This is a genomic window from Vibrio harveyi NBRC 15634 = ATCC 14126 = KCTC 12724 (genome assembly GCF_001591145.1).
GTDB lineage: Bacteria > Pseudomonadota > Gammaproteobacteria > Enterobacterales > Vibrionaceae > Vibrio > Vibrio harveyi.
Map to the genome: position 1 here is coordinate 41,736 of NZ_BCUF01000010.1, position 23,946 is coordinate 65,681.

The following is a 23,946-nucleotide window of genomic DNA, read 5'->3' on the forward strand; positions in this document are numbered from 1 at the left end:
TTACAACCGCATGTCTTCTTTTATCCATGCTTGGTGTTTTAACTGGATGTGGTGGCGATGATTCTTCCGGTGGTGTCACGACAGTTCCTATCGCTGATGTGGATTCCGGCGATAAAAATGATGACACCACTGACGCAGATTCAGATTCAGATTCAGATTCTACAGCAGATGACGACGATACGGATACTGTCAACGATGACGACACCGTTACCGATGATGATACAACATCAGACGATGATAAAGACTCAGATGATGACACTACGGGTGATGATGACTCTACCAAAGACGACGGAACCACTGACGACGATACTGACGTAGATGACGATACCGAGCTTTTCCCACACAAAGGAAAATGTACTGTTACGGAACTTAACCTTGACCGAGTTAATATCGAATCACGTGTCGCCAACAGCGACTACGAGTGTATGAGAACTTGGTTCTCCCCTTCTGCTGAACAAGCAGATACCGTTTTTAGCACATTGAGTGTCAGTCGAGTTGACGTAGGTTTAAAAAAGGCAATTGAAGCTTACAAAGGTACAAAAGAGCAAGCTCAGCAAATTTACTATCTGGGTGAATTTATTAAAGCGGCTTACAAAAATCGCCACGATACGTTTGCTAAAAAGCTACAACCTTTCCCGTCGGAATTGAGCGAACGCATTGCTAACACAATTCAACAGTTTTTGCGTTCGCCACATGCCTTAACTGAAGGACGCGAGCAACAAGAAGCTCTTGCATCAATGTTGATTGTCGTCGATAGCATTCGACAGCTCGCCATTGCCGCTCCTGACGTCTTCAACGTTCTCGATAGCTTTTCTCAAGATAAAAGCGAAAGCTATTACTACCGCAAAGCGATCAACAATGTTTTTATCGCTATGGCTGGACACTCTCAAACCAAAGCGTTTTACGACCTTATCGAGTCTGACCCAAGTTATATTCACCGAATGAGTGCTTTTATTACCAATAACGAATGGGCAATTGGCACCGACTCTGAACAATTACTCGGCAACGCCGCCCGAGAGCTCGCTAGACTTGTCAAAACCCAAGATGCGAGCACAAAACAAGTCGTCATCGATACTTTACGTAGCTTGTTGGCACGTTACCCACTCGGTGGTAAATCGGACCGAATATGGGTTGGTATTGCTGAAATGGTCAATGCTTATGCGTCGGATTACCTAGAACAACTCGGGCTTGGTAATGCGAAGCAAGATCTAAAACAGAAAATCATGACATTCAGTTACGACTGTCGTGGACCTGCGCAAATACTCGCTCAGGAAATGACTGAAGCTCAAGCAGTGACAAGCTGCGAAACATTGAACCTGAAAGAAGATGACTTCCACCAAATTGTTAACACGGGATATCAGCCTGTCGCTGATGATCATAGCGACAGTGTTGACGTTATTGTTTTTAAAACCAAAAACGACTATTCAACCTACTCTAGCTTCCTATTCGGTAACACGACCAACAACGGCGGACAATTCCTCGAACGAGACCCTTCCAAGCAAGGAAATGTACCTCGATTCGTCGCTTATCAAAACGGATGGGATGACGACTTTTCGATTCTAAACTTAGAGCATGAATACATTCACTATTTGGACGGACGATTTAACCAATACGGTGACTTCCACGAGACAATGCGCGAAGGTAGCATCGTTTGGTGGTTAGAAGGCTTCGCTGAATACATGCACTACAAAGACGGCTATACCGCGGCATTAGTACTTGGTAAAGACAAAACTCATACTTTAGATGAAGTGTTCCGTACCAACTACAGCGACGGTTTGAATCGTGTTTACCGTTGGGGCTACCTAGCCGTGCGCTTTATGTTAGAAAAGCATCCTGAAGACGTAACCGAGCTTTTGGGATATTCACGTACCGGACAATACAAAGAGTGGGTTAAACTCCTTGAACGACTCGGTCCTACCTACAATACAGAGTTTCACTCATGGCTAGATGAAGTAACCAAAGACATTGATGACACGGACATTTCTAAGCCGAAGCCAAAAGAAAAACCGAAGAAAATTGAGCTCAATACCAGTGTTCAAGTTAGTGGTGAAAAGTTCGCAGAGAAACTTTTCTTTGTCGACGTGACGCAGAGCTTCAATCAATTGGAAGTATCGATTACCGGTAGCGGTGACGCCGATTTATATGCTTGTTATGACAAAGTCTGTCACTACTTTGAGTACGAGTGGACCAACTTTACTCATGGCAGTAACGAATCCATTTCGATTCCAAAGAATGAAGACGGCACCATAAAAACGGGTCAATACTATTTCAGCATCAGTGGTCGTGACGAGTTCGACGTAGAGCTATCAGTGGTCGCGAAATAAGCCATTCTCAACCTTCATTAAGCACCTGCTTTCCTCACGGTGCTTAATGAACATTAAATATAATTTATAGCGCTATTATAATTCTTAATTTCCTGAAGCAATTACTTTGGATATAAAATGCAAAACAATGCTTAAGTGTAACGTCGTAATATTAAATTGAAAAAGTGAATAATATGCAAAGGAATAAGCCTTACCTGCCTAACTTCAAATTGACTGACTTTGATATAGAAACATTAGTACAACCTATCATTTGCCCTAAAAGTCAAGAAATTCAATATTACGAAACGTTATCGAAGATTTGTACTTTTGACAAAAATAACATTAATAACGACGTCTTCTTTTCAATTGTAGATAATTCGTTTATTCAAACGCTCGCTTTACAGCAAATTCAATTTTCTCTCGCCCAATACCCACACCAGCGACACTCATTTAATATTAAGCTTTCATGTTTGGCTGACGAGCACTTTGTACAAAAGCTCTTAAGCTTCAACGGAGCCAAGTTCGCATTAGAAATCAGTGAGCTTGATTGCTATACCGAATCGAAAGAAATACACCATAACTTGTCGCAGTTACAGGCAAACAACATCGAAATTTGGTTGGATGATTATCATAGCAACAACAAACTCGCCAATATGTCGCTCGACACCATCTTTTGGGACCGTATTAAAATCGACAAAAGCTTCCTCAAGTACGCGGATCTAGAGTCTATACAAGCGTTAGAGTACTTCTTAGCACCATTTTGTTCTCGTGGTTTGATTTTTGAAGGTGTCGAAGACACTCAACATCATGAGATGCTTAAAGAGTGCCACTCTTTGGTCCAAGGCTACCACTATTCGCGCCCTTACCCATTGCCGTCTGAAGAAGCTGTTTCGTTGTGTTCTTAACAAACGACTTTCTTTTCCTAACCATTCCTCCAGATAACGAAACGCCCAAAGATTCCCTCTTTGGGCGTTTTCATTTTCAAGCCGCGTTCAAACTCAATCATCCGTAATCTAGCTAAGGTATTGATCTCAGTTTGCACATCCAATTTATGTTGTTTCAGGTCAAGTAACCACACTATAAACATGGAAATATTACCTTTCTGATACAACACTTAATAAAAAGGAGGTGTGTATGAAAAGATTCAAAAATATCTTGTTCGTTAGCCAAGGATTGGCTGGCAAAAGTGACTCACTGGAACAAGCAATGAAACTTGCCACAATCCATGACGCTCGCTTATCTGGGCTTATCGTGTGCCCTGAGATGCCATCCAATATGCGCGAATACCAACAGACCTACGAAAACTCTCTGATAGACTCCCTATTTACTGACATTAAAACCGCTCAGTTGAATGATCCTTTCTCTGACGATGTAGAGCCGTTCCCAATCAGCGTTGAGAGTGGTGACAAACCTGTTGTCTCTATCATTCAACAAGTTAATAAACACCATTACGATCTGGTAATCAAAGATGCTGAGCCACTGGATGAGGGAACAAAAGGGTTTAAAGCGCTCGATATGAAATTATTGCGTAAATGCCCTTGCCCTGTATGGCTAAACCGAGCAGCAAAACATGTAACGGTATCGAAACGAGTGGCGGTGGCTATCGATCCCATCATTTCCAGTGGAGAGCAACAAGAATTAACAGTTCATCTTCTCCAGTTAGCCCACTCCATCGCAGACTCCTACAACCAACAATTGCACATCGTGTCTTGTTGGGAGTATCAGATGGAAAGCTATCTAAGGCATCATATTTGGATTCAGATTGAAGATGAAGTGCTCGATCAACAAATCGATGCTCACCGAATCGCACACCGTGAAGCATTGGATTCCATCATCCAAATTTCTGAAATTGATGGTGAGTTCTTTATCCATCACTTGCACGGTTCCGCTGATGAGCAGATACCAAACTGGGTCAATAAAGAGGATGTAGATGTGCTTGTAATGGGCACCATTGCTCGAACGGGCATTCAAGGTATGGTCATTGGTAATACTGCAGAGAATGTCTTGCAGTCACTCGACTGTTCTTTGGTGGCGTTAAAACCAAAGAGTTTCGTTTCTCCCCTTTCGGTTTGAGTCAAAACACCAACACCAGGAGGGAATATAAGGACGAAATATGCCTATATGCCCAAGTGACTTCAAGGTATGGATTCTGAGCGTTACGTTAGATTTGAACCCAAGGAACACAGGTTGCAACAGTCATTAAAAAAGGATGCCACTTGGCATCCTTTTGTTTTAAATCACTAAAGCGCAATTAAACGTCGTAAGTTGTCGACGCTGTGTTACCGCCTGTACCAGTCCAGTTTGTGTGGAAGAATTCACCACGTGGACGATCCGTACGCTCGTAAGTGTGAGCACCGAAGTAGTCACGTTGAGCTTGAAGCAGGTTAGCTGGTAGACGAGCAGTTGTGTAACCATCTAGGAAAGATAGCGCAGAAATCGTACATGGCATTGGGATACCAGACTCTAGAGATTTCGCTGCTACTTTACGCCATGCCGCTAGGCTGCCTTGTAGGATGTTTTTGAAGTACTCATCAGAACCTAGGAATGCGATATCTGGGTTCGCTTCGTACGCATCACGAATGTTACCTAGGAACGCAGAACGGATGATACAACCACCACGCCACATTAGTGCTACGTTACCGTAGTTTAGGTCCCAACCATTTTCGTTCGATGCTTCGCGCATTAGCATGAAGCCTTGAGCGTAAGAGATGATTTTAGATGCTAGTAGTGCTTGACGTAGTGCATCAACCCACTCTTGCTTGTCGCCTTCAACTGGTGTGATTGTCTTACCGAATAGAGACTCAGCTTCAACACGTTGGTCTTTCAATGCAGATAGGCAACGAGAGAATACAGACTCAGAGATAAGAGTCAGTGGAATACCTAAGTCTAGTGCGTTGATACCAGTCCATTTACCAGTACCTTTTTGGCCCGCTGTATCTAGGATCTTCTCTACTAGTGGTTCACCGTCTTCATCTTTGTAGCCAAGGATGTCAGCAGTGATTTCAACAAGGTAGCTATCTAGCTCGGTCTTGTTCCAATCTGCGAATACAGCTTGCATCTCATCTGCAGACATACCAAGACCGTCTTTCATGAACTGGTAAGCTTCAGTGATAAGCTGCATGTCACCGTATTCGATACCGTTGTGTACCATCTTAACGAAGTGACCTGCACCATCGTTACCAACCCAGTCACAACAAGGCTCACCAGCGTCAGTTTTCGCTGCAATACCTTGGAAGATAGGCTTAACAGCTTCCCATGCTTCAGCAGAACCACCAGGCATAATTGATGGACCGAAACGAGCACCTTCTTCACCACCAGATACACCAGTGCCGATGAAGTGGATGCCTTTTTCACGTAGTGCAGCAACGCGACGGTTTGTATCTGGGTAATTAGTGTTACCACCGTCAATAATGATGTCGCCTTTGTCTAGTAGAGGTACTAGAGCTTCGATGAACTTGTCTACAACTTCACCTGCGCGAACCATCAACATCACTTTACGTGGCGCTTCTAGCTTCTCTACTAGTTCTTCTAGAGAGTATGCACCGATGATGTTTGTGCCTTTCGCCGGACCTTCCAGGAACTCGTCTACTTTAGCAGCAGTACGGTTGTGAGCCACAACTTTAAAGCCGTGGTCGTTCATGTTTAGGATAAGGTTTTGACCCATTACAGCAAGGCCGATTACACCGATATCACCTTTCATTGTTTCTCTCCAATTGTCTTTTATTCGACCAGCGACCGTCTTAAACGATTTTCGCCGCTGCGTCTAAATCTAAATACCATTCCGTCAGACCCGATGTCGCTTGGATCTTCGCCGCCGGATATGGAAGTACGCGTGCTGGTGAGCTGTTAATCTCTTCAATGATATCTGCTTTACCAGCACCAAGTACTAAGTAACTGATGCGCTTCGCTGCTTCTAATACGCGTGCCGTCTTTGATACGCGAATCTGACCAGACTCAGGATGAGACGCCAACACTGATAGGTTCTCATCATCGTAGTTTGTCTGACCCGGGAACAGTGATGCAGTATGACCATCTGCGCCAACACCAAGCAAGATCCAATCAAACACAGGAGTGCCATTTTCAGTTGGAATCACTTCTGCCATCTCTTTCGCAAAACGTTCTGCTTCTACTTTTGGCTCTTCTTCACCACGGATACGGTGAATGTTCTCAGCAGGAATATTGACCTGCGTAAAGAGTAGAGCATTTGCTTCGCCATAGTTGCTTTCTGCATCATCAGGCGCAACGCAGCGCTCATCACCCCACCAGAAGTGGAGGTTTTGCCACTGAATTGACGTCGCGTAAGCCTCTGTTGCCAGAAGCTTAAACAGCATTTTAGGTGTGCTGCCGCCAGAAAGAGAGATGTGAACAGGTCGGCCCATTTCGCTAAACGCTTTCATATCGTTAGCAAGGCTTTCTACTACCTGCTCTGCTGTTTGGTAGATCTTGTGGTTGATCATAGTTCGCAGTAGTCCGTATCTGTTAGGTTTTTACAAGGGAAACGCCATGCGCGGTTAGCTCGCTGTAGCAAGTCGTCCGCTTCTTTTGGTCCCCATGTACCACATGCGTATCCGAATAGCGCTTGTGGGTCTTGCTTGAAATCTAGAATTGGTTGCACGTATTTCCAACACGCTTCAACCGCATCGCTACGAGCAAATAGCGTCGCATCACCGTTTAGGGCATCAAGAAGTAGACGCTCATAAGCAGTTAGCATTTGGGTTTCTTGCAGGTCAGCGTAGTGGAAGTTCATTTTCACTTCCTTCGCTTTAAAGCCTGCGCCCGGCTCTTTCAGGCCAAAGCTCATTTGGATGCCTTCGTCTGGCTGAATACGAATAATCAGCTTGTTCTCTGGTGCGTTTTGTCCAAACACTGGGTGTGGTGTTTGTTTAAAGTGGATAACCACTTCTGTCACGCGAGTCGGTAGACGCTTACCTGTACGTACGTAGAAAGGCACGCCATTCCAACGCCAGTTGTTGATGTAAGCTTTCAGACCGATGTAAGTCTCAGTACGAGAATCGTCTGCTACGCCGTTCTCTTCACGGTAACCTGGGAGTTGTTGACCACGAACTTCAGACGCCGTGTACTGACCCAATACAAGGTCGTTGCGAAGTGCGTCTTCATCCAGTGGTTTAAGACACTGAAGCACTTTCACAACTTCATCACGCATCGCGTCAGCATTAATTTGTGCAGGCGGCTCCATACCAACCATTGCCAGTACTTGTAGCAAGTGGTTTTGGAACATGTCGCGTACAGCACCTGAACCATCGTAGTAACCGCCACGCTCTTCTACGCCTAAGAATTCTGCGCCTGTGATTTCCACGTAATCAATGAAGTTACGGTTCCACAACGGCTCAAACATCGCGTTAGAGAAGCGAAGAACAAGCAGATTTTGAACCGTTTCTTTGCCTAGGTAGTGGTCGATGCGGTAGATCTGATGCTCTTGGAAGTGTTCGTGGATCTCTTTATCCAGTGAACGCGCTGATTCAAGGTCGTAACCGAATGGTTTCTCAATGATCAGACGCTTCCAACCATCTTCCTCATTGTTCAGACCGTGAGCTGCAAGGCTGGCAGGAATCACGCTGTATAGGCTTGGTGGCGTTGCAAGATAGAAAAGCGTATTACGTTGTTCGAATTGGTATTCGTTTGCCAGTTGGTCTAAGCGTGTCGCCAACTTGCTGTAATCTTGTGTGTCAGAAGTATTGATTGCTTGGTAATGCAGGTGATTGATAAATGCATTAAGCGTTTCTGGCTCAGTTTTCTCCATTTCCTGAAGCGATTTTTTCAGCTTTTCACGGTAAGAATCGTCGCTGTACTCAGTACGACTTACGCCAAGAATGGCAAAATTCTCTGGAAGCTGTTTGTTCGCATAGAGGTGGTAGAGAGCAGGAATTAACTTACGGTACGTAAGGTCACCTGAAGCACCAAAAATAACGATGCTGCTGTTTTCTGGTATTACCATCATCTTTCCCTTAAAAACGAGGTACTTATTGTGTGCCCGGATACGGCTAAAGGATTGAGCCAACCCTATCAATGGCACTCAAAAATAGAAAATTGGTCTTACCTATTACGTTGATAGGTAAAGCCTATAGTCTCAAATCACTACAACTACTGAGCCCCTTAAACATAGTCAGGTTCTCAACATTTGGAGGTCATATAAGACGCTTATGTCTCTCGAGTACAACCTTGCACTCTTCGGAGGAGATTTCCGACACGGGGGCGTATTGTCTACGACTATTTGATTTACATCAACACTTGGCGGTGCAAACGTTTAAATAATTTACACAAATCATCATAATCAATTGAATTAAAAGAAATAAATACCCTGCTCGGTCTAGTGATAAAATTTAAGCAAAAACTCTAAAAAGATTATTTATTGTTCAATTTTGCAATCCATTACATAAGCTCTGTGCACTATGCAGAATTTACAACTCTACTTCATAGTTGTTGATAATGATACTTAATTAAAGATAATGGAGAATTCTATCAACACACGTTAGGACTGCTATGAATCAGGGCTCAGCAAAACAGCAATCGACGCATCGTATTCAAGGCGTATTGGATTACATTCATAGTAATCTTGATTCCCCTTTGAGCGTTGATGACATCTCGCAACAAAGTTGCTGGTCTCGCTGGCAGCTGCAGCGCGTATTTCAGCAGCAAACAGGACTTTCGGTTGCAAACTACGTTAGAGAGCTTAAGTTAAGCTACGCAGCAGAGCGATTAGTCGGCGGAAGTGAGCGCTCTTTGGATATTGCGCTGGAAATGGGGTTTGCCTCCGAGCACGCATTCAGCCGCGCATTCAAGCAGATGTTTTCTGTCAGCCCTCGCGAATATAGAAAAAACCAACAGTTATCAGGGTTACGTAAACCATTTACGTTACGCCACCTTCCAGAAGCGTCGCACAATGACGGACACTTTATCGAAGTAAAGATTGAAACGAAACCAAGCTTTTATCTTCAGGGGCTTTCTCAACCAATCTGCGGTTTGTTCTCCCCTTCTCCAAACTTCCATTACAAAGTGCCGCAGTTATGGCTTCAGCTTTCTCTCATTGCCGATCAAGTCGAAGAGTCACCAGTTCGCCATCTCGGTGTTATTGATGTCACCCACCCTCACTTTGATGGTTCGAATCTTCAATATTGGGCAGGTTATGAACTCGATGGCAATGTTCATTTACCAAGCATTCCAAATGCAGTGTCTGACCAGTTAGAGACCTTATTCGTACCACAGCAAACTTATGCCGTAATCACTCACATCGGTAAGGCAGCGAAACTTGCACAAACCCTTGAGTGGTTCATCATGTGTTGGTTACCTGCTTCAAATTATCGCGGCGTCGATGGGTATGAGCTTGAAAACTATCCGGCAGACTACCAACCCGACAGTGATAACGCCCAAATGCAATACTGGTTACCCGTAGAGCGTTGTTACAGCCGATACTCGAAGTAAGAGAAAAGTCCTATCCTTTAGAGCGAGTTGCACCAAATTGTTAACTTTTCTATTTTTCCTATCTATAAAATACAAATAACAATCATTATCAATAACTAGAAAAAGTAGTGGAATTAGGAAAAATGGAAACCCCGATTAAATTTCGTCGCTCAACACTTGCAGTTGTTGTTTCTGCGCTGATCGCAGGACACGCTGTTGCTGACGAAGACGTAACTCAACTCGAAACAATGACCGTATTAGGTGAAACTTACCGAAATACGGCAACAAAAACGTCATTAGAACCAGAAGAAACCCCACAGGCAATCACCATCATTACGAAGGATGAGATGGATTTACGCGGAGTGAGCACGGTCAGCGAAGCACTTCGTTACTCATCTGGTGTAAATACCGAACTGCGCGGTGGTGCCGTTACGCGTCTAGACCTATTCAATATCCGTGGTTTCATTAACTACACCAACTTCTACGATGGTCTCCCTCTCCTATTCAACGGTTGGAACTTACAGCCACAAATTGATGCGGCTGCGGTTGAGCAAGTTGAAGTGTTCAAAGGACCTACGTCTGTTTTATATGGAAACATTCCACCAGGCGGCATGGTCAACATCATCGCAAAGACTCCGCAATCTGAGCCAGCTAACACGGTATCAGTCAGTACTGGCACCAACAGCCTGAAAGAAGTGAACTTCGACACTACGGGGCAAATTGGTGACTCAAACGTGAACTACCGCATCGTAGGGATGGCGAAACAGCGAGATGGTCAAGCAGAGACATCAGAAGACGAGCGTTATCTGATTGCGCCGTCATTCGACTGGCAAGCGACAGACAACACGCTTGTTAATGTCAACGTGTACTACCAAAACGATCCTTCGGCAGGTATTTACACCACAGTTCCAGCAGCGGGCTCCGTTCTCGATAACCCACTCGGTTCGTTGTCTCCTGATACTTACTTGGGCGACAAAAACTGGAACACCTATGAACGTGAAGTGTTGATGGTTGGCTACAAAATTCTGCACGACTTCAATAACAACTGGCAGTTCTTGCAAAATGCACGCTACATGACGGCTGACTCGTACCAAGAAAACACGTACAACAGCCCATTAGCCGCTGATAATCGCACGATTGGTCGTAATGCTTACCTCACGGATGAAGACTCAACTTCATTTGTGATTGATAACCAATTATCAGGCTACGTTGCCCATGGCAATTTCGAGCATAACTTGCTACTTGGGTTAGATTACCAATACCTAGATTCTGATGTGAAATACAAAGACACCTTAGGTTACTCGCTTACGCAAGACATCTTTAATCCTAATCACAATCAGATTGACCGCGACGCTCTAAAGTTCGCTTACCAGCAAGCACTGGATATCAAGACGAAACAGCTTGGCGTTTACTTCCAAGACCAACTTCGCTACAAAAACCTTGTGATGATTGCCGGACTTCGCTGGGATAAATACGAATCCGACACCAACACTGTGAGTGATTACCTAGGCACAGTCACACCGAGCAAGGAAAAGCTTGATGAAAACAACGTATCTTTCCGAGTTGGTGCGTTATACGAGCTTGATTTTGGTCTGTCTCCTTACCTGACTTACTCAGAGAGTTTTGAACCAATCGCGGGGGCTGATGCATCAGGTAAAGCGTTCGACCCTTCTACTGGTCATCAATGGGAGCTGGGCTTCAAATACGCCCCTCTGGGTGGTGACGTATCAGGCAACCTAGCGCTGTTCCATATCACCAAGAAAAACGCGATCTTGACCGATCCTAACAACCCATACGCACCGCAATACCAAGCTGGTGAAGTGGTTTCTCAGGGTGCAGAGCTAGAAGCGAAATGGCAAGCAACACCGCAAGCTGACCTAACGCTAAACTACACCTATATCAATATGGAAATTAAAGAAGACAGCTATTACCACCAAGAAGGCAAAACACCAGTGTGGGTACCAGAACAAACCGCTTCTTTATGGGCAAATTACTACTACGAAGGTACTTTGACAGGGCTTCGCACCAGTGCTGGCGTTCGTTACGTGGGTAAAACAGAAATGGATGCACAAAACAGTGACCAAGTGCCAGATTACACCTTGGTTGACCTAGCGGCGAGCTATGACTTATCGGCGGCTTCACAATCACTCGACGGCGCAAGCGTCACGCTGTCTGCGAGCAATATCTTTGATGAGGAATACTACAGCTGTTATGACAAGAACAACTGTTGGTTTGGTGCTGAACGATCTATCGAAGCGAAGCTTGAGTACAAGTTCTAACGCCTAACAAGCCGCTCAAACAAGTTCTTTTTCGAGAACATAAAAACAAACTGTATATCTCACAAATGAAAAGCGGTGGCTACCAATAAGCCACCGCTTTTCATTTCTCTTAGCTTTTACTACAGAACGCTTCTGAACAGTATTTAAAGTTCGAATTGAGTTACCTTGTCACTTTTCTATAACAACGCTCAGGTCGCCCTACCGTGCCATAGTTTAAGTCTGCCTCTAATTCACCAGAACTGATCAAGTATTCCAAATAACGTCTGGCCGTTGTTCGGCTGGCTCCAATTTGCTCTCCAGCTTCATCCGCCGTATACATCTCTTCACCGACGAACAATCCTCGAATTTTATCCAAAGTTACCCCATCAATCCCTTTGGGTAATCTGTGCGACGACGTGTCTGGTACCACATTTGATTGCAGCATCTTATCAACTAAATTCTGGTCCAAGCTTTCTGCGACATGGAGTTGTTGGCGTTGCGAAATGTACTTTTGCAATGCAGCCTCCAACCTTGGAAACATCACTGGCTTAAGCAGATAATCAACTACACCACCTCGCATCGCTTGTTGCAGTGTATCTACGTCTCTTGCCGCGGTAATTAAAATCACATCACAAGTTTGATTGTTCGCACGAAGCGTATTGAGGATCTCTAATCCTGTTCCATCGGGTAAATACACATCCATGAGCAGCAAATCAGGCTTGAGCACCTCAAGCTGTAATTCTGCTTCCATCCGTGTCGTTGCAATGCCCACCACTTCCAAGCCAGAGAGTTGGCTCAGATATTTATGATGTAGCTCTGCAATGGCAATATCATCCTCGATGATCATGACTCGCGTTGCCGTATTCATACTTGTTCTTCCTTAGGCAAATACACGATAATTCTCGTTCCATGTTCTGTATTTGGTAGCATCTCAACATAACCGTGATAACGCGTCGCCAGTTGATTAACAAGATGCAATCCCACACCTCGATTCTGACGCGACTTGGTTGAAATGCCCTTTTTCAAAAGCTCTTGTGGCTCAATGTTTTCCGGCAGTCCACACCCTTGGTCGACAACCTCTAAAATCACTTCGTTGCCATAATCACTGATCGACACATCAATGCTGCGGCGCTCTAATGCAAACGCAGACTCAACACGAATAGCAGACAGCGTCGCATCGAAAGCGTTGTCGATTAGGTTGCCAAGTACCGTGACCAGATCTTCTGCATTCAACCACTCAGGTAATGGCTCCAATCGACTGCCTTCTTCTACCACTAACTGTAATCCCAGTTCACGTGCACGCTCGGTTTTACCCAGTAACATGCCAGCAATAAGCGGGTCTTTGATGGTATCGCGTAAAAATTCTATCATCGCTTGATAGTGCGCTGTCTCTTGCCCAATCAATTGTTGAACCGCTTCGAGTTCCCCCATCTGAACCAATCCGCTGATCGTATTAAGCTTATTTCTGTGCTCGTGAGTCTGAGAGCGAAGCAAATCGGCGTATTCTTTAGTTTGCGAAAGCTGTTCAGTAAGTTCGTTTATTTCATCACGCAGACGGAAACTGGAAACCGCACCGACGATTTTTCCTTCGACGTAGATTGGCGAACGGTTGGCAATTAAACGCTTGTGGTTAAGGAAGATCTCGATATCGTGATCTTCTTGCCCTGTTTCCAGCACGGTATACAAATCGCTGTCTCTCAGGGTATCTGTCAGCGGTTTATTCAGAGCCGATTCCCTTTCAATACCTAAAATCTGACACGCACTTCGGTTGATGGAACGCAATACACCTTGGGCATCAATACTTAATACCCCTTCTTTAATAGTGCTCATGGTGACGTCGAGTTCACCGTACAAACGCCCTATTTCCTCTGGTTCAAAACCCAAAATGGCACGCTGAAATTTTCGGGATGCATAGTTGGAAACAATCGCGTTGGCAGCAACAACGATCAATGCCATTAAGATAAGGAATGCAAAGAAAGGCTCGATGCGGTCTTGTAAGCGTTCCAGCAAATAACCGACCGAAACCACACCAATGATGTTGCCTTGTTGATCGAAAATTGCCGCTTTACCACGGACGGAATAACCCAATGATCCTTGAGCCGTCGAGATGTATGATTTACCTTCCACCAGCGCTCGTTGGTTGTCGCCGCCTTTCATTGGCTTACCGATGCGCTCGTCGACAGGGTGAATCAAACGCACACCATTTTTATCCCCAATCACAATGAACGCAGCACCAAGTGCCTCAGTCATTTCACGAAACCGCTGTTGATAAGGGTCGGTATTCTGAGACTCAATCATTTCGCGAACAATATGAGAAGTAGACAAGAAACGAGCAACGCCAAGCGCTTTCTCCCCCATCTCTTGTTCTTGGTCGAATTTTAGGTAGGTAAAGCCCGCAGCCACCAGAATAAGAAGTTCGATCAAACCCGACAGCGTCATAATAATAAGCATGCGCTTACGAAAGCTGATCCGACTCCAACTCATTGATATTTCCTTTATCTTCGCCAGTTTTCCACGTCACTGTGGCACACTTGCCTAAGTTAACACTGAGTTAACATGCTCGCTCTAATCAAATGACAAATCTGTGAACAGACGAAACGTTCTGAACGGTTTACGGTTAATTTATAGGCGTGCCGTGCTTTCTTCAGTTCGAACAAACCCGTTCCAACACTTAGCTTTGTCACTCATGGCTCATTTAGCGCATTTATAGCCGCCGTGAAATATCAAAATTCAATCATAATGCTAACGAAATAATGTTGTAATTTATTCAACATCATACATAAATTGCCATCTAAATCTTGAACATGATCACACCAAATTTAGCGGTTTTTGAGGCGTTTTTAGACTTTCGATCGTATAATTTTTAGTCAAGAAGCCTAGCAGAGCTTCGAATAAAGAAAGCAGCCAACTGGAAGTCTATTTAACGCTCAACACTTGCGTCAGTAAATTGAAGATACATTGATAAAAATACAAATACTGACCGTAGGACAACCACTTAGACACCATCTGCAACTGCAATAACTATAAACAGAGGTGCTTTTATAGTTAGAAGGAACACCAAAACATGGAACGCGATACATTTGGAATTTGCCTGAATAAGGCTATGCTGTCAGAGAATATGTATTCAACGTTTACGCACGTCAGGGCTTATGAAAAGAGTGACACCAGTTCTTCTGATCTCAAGGTGCTGCTTTCATTCCCACAGATGAGTGGTAAAGACTTACTGAATACTATGCGAGGCTCTCGTCAGCTTGAGTGGAGAGCAGAATTTCACTGCCCTTCGATGAAGTGAATCAGTACAAGTCACACAACAACGGTGCGTCCAGCTAAGCCCCACTTAACTGGGCGCAACATTTAACCAACATTTCTTTTGCCCAATCACTTAACACTTTGTAGTGAATACTTTATATTAGAGCTTATACTCTAAAGCAAAGTAGCCACTATGAAACAAACCGGAAAGTTCTGGATTTTGGGTCTTCTCAGCAGCTCAATTTCCCTTGCCTGTCACTCGGCTCCCATCACATTCGATGATGCATGGAATTTGTTGTTAGAAAACAACTATTCCCTTAAAGCACAACGTGCCAATGTTGAAAGCTACGAATACCAACAAAGCGCAACTGATAACCTCAATTTGCCGCAAGTCAGTATTGGTGCGAACTACACACGCTTAGATACCGACGTAACACTGTCTGGTCAGCAAATTCTCGACAGCACTGGGCAACACATTAGCGTGCCACCTGTTTTCCAACCTATTTTTAGCGCTCTTGCGAATACCACATCGACGATCACCGAACGCGACATCTTCTCTTCTTCGATTCGTGCTATCTGGCCGATATTTACTGGTGGTCGCATCAATGCAGCTCAAACCGCCGCAGAAGGTAAAACGGACGAGGCAAAAAGCCAACTCGCAATGGAGCAGCAAGCTCGCTTTGAAGATCTCTCCAAATACTACTTCTCGGTCGTGCTCGCCAAAGAAGTATTAGCAACACGTCAAGCCGTAGAAAAAGGCTTAACCAAGCACCGTGATTTTGCGATTAAAATGGAAGAGCAAGGTCAAATCGCCCGTGTTGAGCGCCTTCAAGCGGAAGCGTCATTAGACAAAGCTAAGGTCGAGACGCGCAAAGCCGCCAGTGACCTGAGTATTGCCCAAGCGGCTTTGGGCAAGATCTTAGCGCAGAACGATTCAGTAGAACCTTCAGAAACGCTGTTTATCAACAACAACCTTCCACCGTTGAGTGCGTTTGTTGATCAAACACTACTGACCTACCCCGGCTTAGATTTGTTGGATGCCAAGCACAAACAAGCGTCGAGCTTAATCAAAGCCGAGAAAGGCAAATACTATCCGGAAGTTTACCTATACGGTGATTACAGCCTATATGAAGACGATTCCCTTGCCAGCCAAATGAAACCGGATTGGCTAGTGGGTGTTGGCGTTAACATCCCTCTGATTGAGTCCACTGGTCGTAGCGAGAAAGTAAAAGCAGCACAAAGCATGGTCACCCAAGTGGATGCGCTGAAATCACAAGCGAAGCAAGACTTGTCGCTTCTGGTACAAAAGACCTACCTAGAAGCACAACAAGCCATTGATGAAGTGCAAGGTCTAGAATCTAGTATCGCCCTTGCGGACGAGAACCTACGCTTGCGCGAAAAAGCATTCACTCAGGGCTTATCGTCCTCTTTGGATGTCGTTGACGCGCAACTGTATGTCGCCAGCGTAGAAACACAGCAATCAGCGGCACGTTTCCGTTATCTGATTTCTTTAACCAAATTATTAGCACTGAGCAGCGAAATGAACAGCTTCGCTCAATACCAACATACTGCTTACGTTCCAGCATCAGCATCCAAAGAGGCAAAATAAGTCATGGCAGCAAAATCTCTAAAACCCGCTCTACTATCACTTTGCGCTTTGGGTGTCGCTTCTTGGGTTGGTTATCAGTTCTACCAAGCGTATCAACCAGAACCGGCACGTTTACAGGGGTTGATTGAAGCGCAGCAATACAGCATCTCTTCTAAAGTTCCTGGTCGTATTGATGAAGTCATGGTGCGCAAAGGCGATGATGTCGAAAAAGGTCAGTTGATCTTTACCCTTCACAGCCCAGAAATCGAAGCAAAATTGGAGCAAGCCAAGGCAGGTGAAAAAGCCGCTGGCGCATTGGCCCTAGAAGCAGAAAAAGGTGCACGTGAGCAACAAATTCAAGCCGCAAAAGACCAATGGTTGAAAGCGAAAGCGGCTGCAGATTTGATGGGAAAGACCTACCAACGTGTAAACAACCTTTATAAAGATGGCGTAGTTGCGGAGCAAAAACGCGACGAAGCCATGACGCAATGGCAAGCATCTAAATACACCGAAAGCGCAGCGTTCCAAATGTACAACATGGCGAAAGAAGGCGCGCGTAGCGAAACCAAAGTCGCAGCAGCAGAAAAAGCACGCATGGCGGCTGGCGCAGTAGCGGAAGTAGAAGCGTATGCCAAAGACACGCAAATCTACAGCTGGTTTGATGGTGAAGTCTCTCAAGTTCTACTGCAAAGCGGCGAACTTGCACCTCAAGGCTTCCCGGTTGTGACGGTTATTGATACCCAAGATTCTTGGGCAACACTGAACGTACGCGAAGACTTGCTCAAACACTTTACCAAAGGCACGACCTTTAAAGCGTACCTACCAGCGCTGGATAAAGACGTTGAATTTAAAGTGACTCACGTTGCTGTAATGGGCGATTTTGCTACATGGCGCGCGACAGACGCATCGAAAGGTTTTGATCTTCGCACATTCGAAGTTGAAGCTCGCCCTACCCAACCAGAGCCTGAGCTACGCATGGGCATGAGTGTTGTGGTTGAGCTGTAATCACGTTGGCTTAAGACTATGACGATTCAAATCTCACAACGACAAATCCTGCGGCGCGATAAGTGGTTATTATCTTGCCTGACATGGGTGCCGATCTTATTGGCCGTCACTATTTGGGGTGTTTTCTCTGCAGGTATTGCAAGAGATCTCCCGATTGGTGTGGTTGATTTGCAGCACTCGCAGCTGTCACGCAAGATGATTCAATCTCTTGATGCCTCTTCCACTCTTTCTGTTAATTATCACTACACCAGTTCGACAGAAGCGAAGAACGCGATGATCGAGGGTGATATCTACGCTTATGCTGTGATTCCCCCTCAATTCGACCAAGACATTCTTTTGCATCGACAACCTCAACTATCGGTCTTCTTTAACAGCCAATACATTTTGGTTGCCAAGTTGATTAACTCAGCGGTCGCGCAGTCTCAAGGGTATTTTGATGCGCAGTTAGAAACCATGGGTAACCTAGCAAAAGGCAACACCACAACACTTGCAGCTATTGGTCAAGCCGTGCCGATTTCCACCCAGATTACAGCCTTGTTTAACCGCAACACCAACTACGCTCAGTTTTTGGTAACAGCGATTGTTCCGGCGATCTGGCAGATCTGTGTCGTGGTCAGCACCATTTTGATCCTCGCAGCGCATTTTCGCCTTTATGGTAACGGCAACAATAGTTTTGCTTTCTTAGGCGAGCGCCCTTTCACTCGACTAAGCAAAATTCTAAGCCAGTACATTCCTGTCTTTATGGCACAAGGCGCGCTGTTCTTAGTCTGGTTCTACATGGTGTTTGATTGGCCGATGGAAGGCAGTTATCTGGTGATGCTATTAGCGCAGTTCGTAACGACTATCGCATGCATCATCATGGGAGCATTGTTCTTCTTCCTATCGATGGACCCAGCTCGCGCGATGAGCTTTGCTGGCGCATTTACCGCGCCAAGCTTCGCGTTTATGGGTATTACCTTCCCCGTTTCAGACATGAATGCTCTTGCCCATGCATGGAGAGGGTTGCTGCCAATTACGCATTACATCGAAGTTCAAGTGGACCAAGCAAGCTACGGCGCAAGTGCGGCACAATCTATCGGCTCACTCTGGCCGATGGTTGGTTACATTATCCCGCTACTGATGACGGCAGCTTTATTAGCAAAACATCGCAACACAGCTTTGCTAAACAGCGCATCTTCAACAGATAGCAGCCAGGAGGTTGTATGACACTATGGCAACTGATTAAAACAGAACTTCGTTCAGTGATGACCAACCCTGTCGTGGTACTGACGGTCTTTGGTGGCGTGGTATTTTACTCCTTCTTATACCCACTTCCATACGCACAACAGACACCGAGGGAACAGCCAATAGCGATTGTGAATCTCGATGGAAGCCAAACCAGTCTAACCTTAGAGCGCATGGTCGATGCCACGCCTCAGGTTAAGGTAGTGGCGCGTTTACATACTATTGCCGATGCGAAACAAGCATTCTTAAACCGAGAGATCACTGGCTTCTTGGTGATTCCAGAACACTTCTACAAAGATTTGATGCTTGGCAGCAGCCCTACTCTGGCTTATGCCGCCGACGCTTCTTACTTCTTGGTGTACGGCACAGTCGTCGAAGGTTTAGCACAAGCTGGTGGTACGCTTGGCGCTCAAGTTAAAGTAAGCAAGATGGTAATCGATGGTGTGCCACTGAGCATGGCGAGCCATGACTACTCTGCAATCAAACTCAACATGAAACCAACCTTCAACCCAACCATGGGCTACATCGAATACGTGGTGCCAGCAGTGTTTGTATTGATCCTTCAACAAACGTTGATCATGGCAGTCGGGTTGCAAACCGGTACTCAGCGCCATGGTCGTGGGTATTGGTCACAAGTGCCAACAGGCGCTCTGTTGCTGGCCAGAACCTTGGTCTTCGTTGCTATCTACTACTTGCTCAGCGCCTACTATTTTGGCTTCAGTTTTGAACGCTTGAACGTCAATCATGTTGCCAATGCCGGTGAATTGTTGACCTTGCTGTTGCCGTTCTTGCTCGGCTGTTGTGGATTAGGTTTATGGCTCGGTTACTTATTACCAAGACGCGAGTTGGTGACATTGGTCGTGCTGGTTAGCTCAATGCCATTAATCTTCTTAGCAGGCTTTATTTGGCCGGTTGAATCGATTCCTGCCCCGCTGCTTTGGTTTGCTGATTTGAGCCCGAGCACGTGGGCAATCAAAGGCTTTTTAGCACTTAACCAAATGGGCGCAACATGGCAGCAAGTCGCAAAGCACTGGACTGCTCTTTGGGTGCTTACAGTTCTTTGGGGCGGCGTTGCTTACTGGATCGCCAAACGCAATACCAAACCAGTAGTAACAGAAAGCTTAGGTTAACGGCTTTTCATCCAATTAAGAAAGGGGCTCACGTAGCCCCTTTTTGTTTGCTGGGATATTTTAGTGTGAAAGTTGAGCTGAAGAGTGGCTGGCTCGTTTCTGGATAAAAACTATCTGAGAACTAAATTAAGATCGGCGTACTTTGAGTAAGAAAATATATGAAAAAGTCTTTTTAGCCTTCAAATTTAATTGACCAAAACAACACTTCAATATTATTACGTAGCTTCACGCTCAATTAGTGTACTAGTAAATTGCTCTAAAACACTTAAGATAATTTTAAATATCGTACTTGTTCAAATGTAATAATACGTCACAGGGCCCCCGCATACTTGTCTCGCCATGCACAAGTTAATTACTTTAAGTCGTACTCTAACTTACACCAACCGGGCTTATCCTCTATCGGTTCACAGCTTAAGACGATCCATAGGTTATCCTCTTCAATTTCCCTTTTTGTCTCTTCACATTTCTCACATGGAACTTCTATGATTTTAGGCATTGTTTGTTTCCCCTGCTAATTTGCAAACTAAGCTTCTGTGTGATTCAAGAACGGCCGCATAGGTCGGAGAAGCACCATCTAACTTCGAAATTGCCGAAAAATACAGCTTCGTTGCTGATTGTCTATTCTCTACCGTTTTATCCTCAATATACCGTTGCCACCTTTTCTCAACCTCACTGCCTACTCCGCTTAAAAGGTTTGAAGTTGAAGCGGCATCTACCACATGTGCCCACTGCTCATCATTTAGTGAAGCAGCACACTTAAGAGTATGTAAAGCAGAAATTTGTTGCTTTCCTAGTTCTTCATTATATCTATCAATTGCCTCTTTGGCTTTTTCATCAAAGCCTTGCTTTATATATTTTTTAGAAGCTAATTGTTCAGCGGCCAACCCAGTTGCGAAAAACTGTCCAACTTGCAAACCATCAGGGTTGGAATTCGTAGGTGTATTGATAGTAGTATCTATACTTGCTATTACGGATGGATAAGCATCTACGCCATTAACAGTTCCTAAAGGAATGTAAGACGCTTCCATTCGCTTATAACCTATAATTAGTGAAGGTTTATCTTGAGTAACACCAACTTTAAAACCTAAGTTCGTGCTCGTACCAAAAAACATACCTTTTTTATCTCCCTCTAAGGTCTTTTCTATAACGCTTCTCTTGTTCGTCGAATCTGTAACTATATTTGCAGCCTCACCTGTAGCGTATAACTGTTGGATTTCTGGAGCCAATAAGCCTCCATCTGTACGTATAGAGGATATAACTGGTGGTAGGGCCCCGTTGCTGTAGCCCGGAGCGAAATAACCTTCAACTCGATCATAACCGAGTGTTATTTCCGCAGGAGTCGAATCAATATCGACTATGCTCAACGAAGACTTTGTAACAAAAACGACCTCGTCTGTAGAGGTGCATGCTGCAACAATCAATGTCATTAAGAGGATAATGGTTGATTTAATCATTATTTTTTTCATTTCTAACGCCTTCCTCTAGAATCAGTACATCATTCTTGATGACCATACTTACTTCATTATTGAAGCCAAAACTAACGCCTGAGTGTATCTTGCCCTGCATAAACAAGACTCCAACATTGGTTACCTCTACTTTGTCTCCAGCTGTACGGGAGTTGTCCTCTGCACCTTTAAAGGAAACATGAGCAAAACCAATCACGTTATGACGCCCTTCGTCATCAATGTAACTAACAGCACATCCTGCAACGACGACTGAGTAGAGTATGCTTGCAATTCCTATCCAACGGTTCATCATTTAGTATCTAGTCACAAATAATACAAATGGTCCAAAAAGGCTTAAAAAGCCTACGCTACAAAGCTGCTATTAAAAATACTTAAATCTATAATTGTTTTCATTTGATTGAAGCTATCTAACTACGCACTACCCACACTAAGCAAACAATTGCACCCTCAACTATTAGCATAGGCTAGAAAAATAATCTCATCTGAAACTATTTAGTTTTTGTGACTTTTACATCAATTAAGGCAAAAAGTAGGTCACTAATTTTTTATTGCGCTAAGTATCATATAGTACGATTACTAACTCAGTGATCTGCATACAAGCAATCAACTGCTGAGTTACAGCTTAGTGAAATGAGAGGTTAATCGCTCCAAACACACTAAGGCATAAAAACGATTTAGATCAACAGAACTAAACCGTTTCTATCAGGTTAGAAAAAGGTTCTTCAAACCATAAATCGTACTATGAGCCTATTTAACGAAAGCTTGGGATAATTGCTGGAATCCCCGGAAGTAAGCCCACCAATGCCATTACGCTTGTTAGCACAACAAACATAATGCCAGGCAACACCCAACGGCTCATTTTACTGAGTTCCCCACTACGTTCTTTACAGCCGACTAAGCCTAAGTTATCTAGCAACATGGTGAGAGACCAGCCAAATGCAGGGTTAACTAACGCTGAAGAAAATACAACAATCGCTGCCGATTGAGTGGTTTTACCTTCACGCGTCATTTCCATTCCTGCTTCTAGCAAAGGAACAAATACCCCAACAATAAGCGCAACACAAAGTACAGGTTGCCAGATCGCTAAGTCCATTGGGTAGCCCCAAACAGCGGCGATGATACAAAACAGCGCCGTTAGCAAAGCGCCTGCAGGAATAGGACGTTTAGCGATCGCCGCCGGAACGATGTAAGTTCCCCAAGAAGACGTAAAGTTAGTACCACCGAGCAGAGAACCGAACGTCTGACGAATGGAAGCGGTGGTCATGGTATCGTCGATGTTCATATGTACTTTTTCTGTACGTTCTGGATAGCTGATTTTTTGAAACACTTGATGCCCTAAAAAATCAGGCGACCACATGGCTACGGCTAAAATAGCAAAAGGCAATACCACCATGAAATGCTCAATCGTAGGTAAACCTAGCATCCAACCCGTATCTTCCCCCCACCAATACATAGGGTTCATATTGGGTAAGCCGGGCTCGGTTTGAAAAGAAAACGGAGCGCCCATAGCAAAAGCTAAAGTACCGCCTAGCAAGCAACTAAGAGGAACCGCTAGCCAACGCTTACGAAAGTGTTCCAGTAATGCATATAAAATAATGGTGCAAAAGATCACAACAAAAGCAATGTGGCTCATCCCTATTCCCTCTGCCCACGCGAACAGCTTTTTGACTTGAGAGACGGTTCCAACAAAGCCAAGGTAGAGCAATAAACCACCACACACGCCTTTACTGGTGAGATTTGCCAACATGCTGCCACCTTTACTGATGGCTAACAGTATGCCAAAAGCGCCAATCAGCAGACCAAAGGCCATTGGGTGCCCGCCTGCTGCAACGACGATAGGAATCAATGGGATGAGCGGGCCGTGTGTACCCGCGAGGTTTGCGGTCGGCAACAGAAAGCCTGAGAAAAGAATAATGAAAACAGAGGCGATGAGTAGTTCATAACGTACATTTTCTAAAACAAAGCCTTCATTCAACCCTAGCGCTCCGGCAAAGGTTGCTGCAATGGCTCCCACCATAACAACTTTACCAATGGTCGCGGCCATCGCCGGAATGGTGTCTTCTACCTCGAATCGATAATCTTTAAACGGCAAATTAGGACGCCAACGTTTAGGCGCCATGATCTGTAACTCGTGCTCTAAATATTGTTCTCGGGACTCAAACTCCGAGCTAGGTTTATGTTGTTGTTCATAAGTGAGTTCATCCTCACTGGCTTTAGGCTTATCTGTTCGTATATGTACGGACTCTAAAGTGCTGCTCATTGTGATTCCTTTCGTTCACACTCTAAGGTGTGTTTTTCCAACCA

At 44.8% G+C, this 23,946-nt stretch carries 18 protein-coding genes; 10 read left to right on the top strand and 8 right to left on the bottom strand.

The features are described from left to right. Nucleotides 1-26: 26 nt before the first annotated feature. The 3 genes from VHA02S_RS07550 (at nt 27) to VHA02S_RS07560 (ending at nt 4,376) form a co-directional block, all read left to right on the top strand. Nucleotides 27-2,324 carry a M9 family metallopeptidase gene (locus VHA02S_RS07550; RefSeq protein ID WP_038897907.1) on the top strand — a complete coding sequence of 766 codons (2,298 nt, stop codon included), beginning with the start codon at nt 27-29 and terminating at the stop codon, nt 2,322-2,324. Nucleotides 2,325-2,497: 173 nt separating this feature from the next. Further along, nucleotides 2,498-3,208: an EAL domain-containing protein gene (locus VHA02S_RS07555; RefSeq protein WP_038897906.1), complete on the top strand. Its 711-nt coding sequence runs from the start codon at nt 2,498-2,500 to the stop codon at nt 3,206-3,208. A 229-nt stretch (nt 3,209-3,437) separates the two neighbouring features. After that, on the top strand, nt 3,438-4,376 hold the full coding sequence (locus VHA02S_RS07560; protein ID WP_038897905.1) for a universal stress protein: 939 nt from the start codon (nt 3,438-3,440) through the stop codon (nt 4,374-4,376). A 178-nt stretch (nt 4,377-4,554) separates the two neighbouring features. On the opposite strand, the gene gnd is transcribed toward VHA02S_RS07560, so the two are convergent. From gnd to zwf, 3 genes are read right to left on the bottom strand one after another with little or no spacing between them, the layout of a single operon-like run. Next, a complete protein-coding gene (gene gnd, locus VHA02S_RS07565) occupies nt 4,555-6,003 on the bottom strand; it encodes a decarboxylating NADP(+)-dependent phosphogluconate dehydrogenase (RefSeq protein ID WP_005445995.1) in 1,449 nt (482 codons plus the stop codon). Nucleotides 6,004-6,043: 40 nt separating this feature from the next. Beyond that, nucleotides 6,044-6,760 carry a 6-phosphogluconolactonase gene (pgl, locus tag VHA02S_RS07570; protein WP_009697496.1) on the bottom strand — a complete coding sequence of 239 codons (717 nt, stop codon included), beginning with the start codon at nt 6,758-6,760 and terminating at the stop codon, nt 6,044-6,046. Next, on the bottom strand, nt 6,757-8,259 hold the full coding sequence (gene zwf / locus VHA02S_RS07575; protein WP_005445999.1) for a glucose-6-phosphate dehydrogenase: 1,503 nt from the start codon (nt 8,257-8,259) through the stop codon (nt 6,757-6,759). The genes pgl and zwf overlap by 4 nt, the downstream gene beginning before the upstream one ends. A gap of 545 nt (nt 8,260-8,804) precedes the next feature. Here zwf and VHA02S_RS07580 point away from each other — a divergent pair. Together VHA02S_RS07580 and VHA02S_RS07585 are read left to right on the top strand one after the other, a co-directional pair. Beyond that, nucleotides 8,805-9,743, top strand: coding sequence for an AraC family transcriptional regulator (locus VHA02S_RS07580; protein ID WP_038897904.1), 939 nt, complete (start codon nt 8,805-8,807; stop codon nt 9,741-9,743). 122 nt (nt 9,744-9,865) lie between these two features. Next, nucleotides 9,866-12,001 (top strand): TonB-dependent siderophore receptor, encoded by a 2,136-nt coding sequence (locus VHA02S_RS07585; RefSeq protein WP_038897903.1) that lies wholly within the window; start codon nt 9,866-9,868, stop codon nt 11,999-12,001. A gap of 160 nt (nt 12,002-12,161) precedes the next feature. Here VHA02S_RS07585 and VHA02S_RS07590 read toward each other — a convergent pair whose 3' ends face one another. Together VHA02S_RS07590 and VHA02S_RS07595 are read right to left on the bottom strand one after the other, a co-directional pair. Further along, nucleotides 12,162-12,848, bottom strand: coding sequence for a response regulator (locus tag VHA02S_RS07590; protein WP_017818094.1), 687 nt, complete (start codon nt 12,846-12,848; stop codon nt 12,162-12,164). Next, nucleotides 12,845-14,464, bottom strand: coding sequence for an ATP-binding protein (locus tag VHA02S_RS07595; RefSeq protein ID WP_038897902.1), 1,620 nt, complete (start codon nt 14,462-14,464; stop codon nt 12,845-12,847). Before VHA02S_RS07595 ends, VHA02S_RS07590 begins: the two co-directional genes overlap by 4 nt. Before the next feature lie 580 nt (nt 14,465-15,044). Between VHA02S_RS07595 and VHA02S_RS07600 the strand changes: the two genes are divergently transcribed. The 5 genes from VHA02S_RS07600 to VHA02S_RS07620 all read left to right on the top strand — a co-directional run bounded on the left by VHA02S_RS07600 (nt 15,045) and on the right by VHA02S_RS07620 (nt 20,176). Then, nucleotides 15,045-15,272, top strand: a complete 228-nt coding sequence (locus VHA02S_RS07600) for a hypothetical protein (RefSeq protein ID WP_005446009.1) — start codon at nt 15,045-15,047, stop codon at nt 15,270-15,272. 150 nt (nt 15,273-15,422) lie between these two features. Further along, nucleotides 15,423-16,838: a TolC family protein gene (locus tag VHA02S_RS07605; RefSeq protein WP_009697491.1), complete on the top strand. Its 1,416-nt coding sequence runs from the start codon at nt 15,423-15,425 to the stop codon at nt 16,836-16,838. Between the two features lie 3 nt (nt 16,839-16,841). After that, nucleotides 16,842-17,822, top strand: coding sequence for an HlyD family secretion protein (locus VHA02S_RS07610; RefSeq protein ID WP_038897900.1), 981 nt, complete (start codon nt 16,842-16,844; stop codon nt 17,820-17,822). 18 nt (nt 17,823-17,840) lie between these two features. Continuing rightward, nucleotides 17,841-19,028, top strand: a complete 1,188-nt coding sequence (locus VHA02S_RS07615) for an ABC transporter permease (RefSeq protein WP_038897899.1) — start codon at nt 17,841-17,843, stop codon at nt 19,026-19,028. Next, on the top strand, nt 19,025-20,176 hold the full coding sequence (locus VHA02S_RS07620; RefSeq protein WP_009697489.1) for an ABC transporter permease: 1,152 nt from the start codon (nt 19,025-19,027) through the stop codon (nt 20,174-20,176). The genes VHA02S_RS07615 and VHA02S_RS07620 overlap by 4 nt, the downstream gene beginning before the upstream one ends. A 488-nt stretch (nt 20,177-20,664) precedes the next feature. Here the strand turns inward: VHA02S_RS07620 and VHA02S_RS07625 are convergent, their stop codons facing one another. The 3 genes from VHA02S_RS07625 to VHA02S_RS07635 all read right to left on the bottom strand — a co-directional run bounded on the left by VHA02S_RS07625 (nt 20,665) and on the right by VHA02S_RS07635 (nt 23,902). Continuing rightward, on the bottom strand, nt 20,665-21,642 hold the full coding sequence (locus tag VHA02S_RS07625; RefSeq protein ID WP_038897898.1) for a hypothetical protein: 978 nt from the start codon (nt 21,640-21,642) through the stop codon (nt 20,665-20,667). After that, nucleotides 21,623-21,934, bottom strand: a complete 312-nt coding sequence (locus VHA02S_RS07630; RefSeq protein ID WP_038897897.1) for a hypothetical protein — start codon at nt 21,932-21,934, stop codon at nt 21,623-21,625. The genes VHA02S_RS07625 and VHA02S_RS07630 overlap by 20 nt, the downstream gene beginning before the upstream one ends. A 459-nt stretch (nt 21,935-22,393) precedes the next feature. Continuing rightward, a complete protein-coding gene (locus VHA02S_RS07635) occupies nt 22,394-23,902 on the bottom strand; it encodes a DUF3360 domain-containing protein (RefSeq protein WP_038897896.1) in 1,509 nt (502 codons plus the stop codon). Between the last annotated feature and the right edge of the window lie 44 nt (nt 23,903-23,946).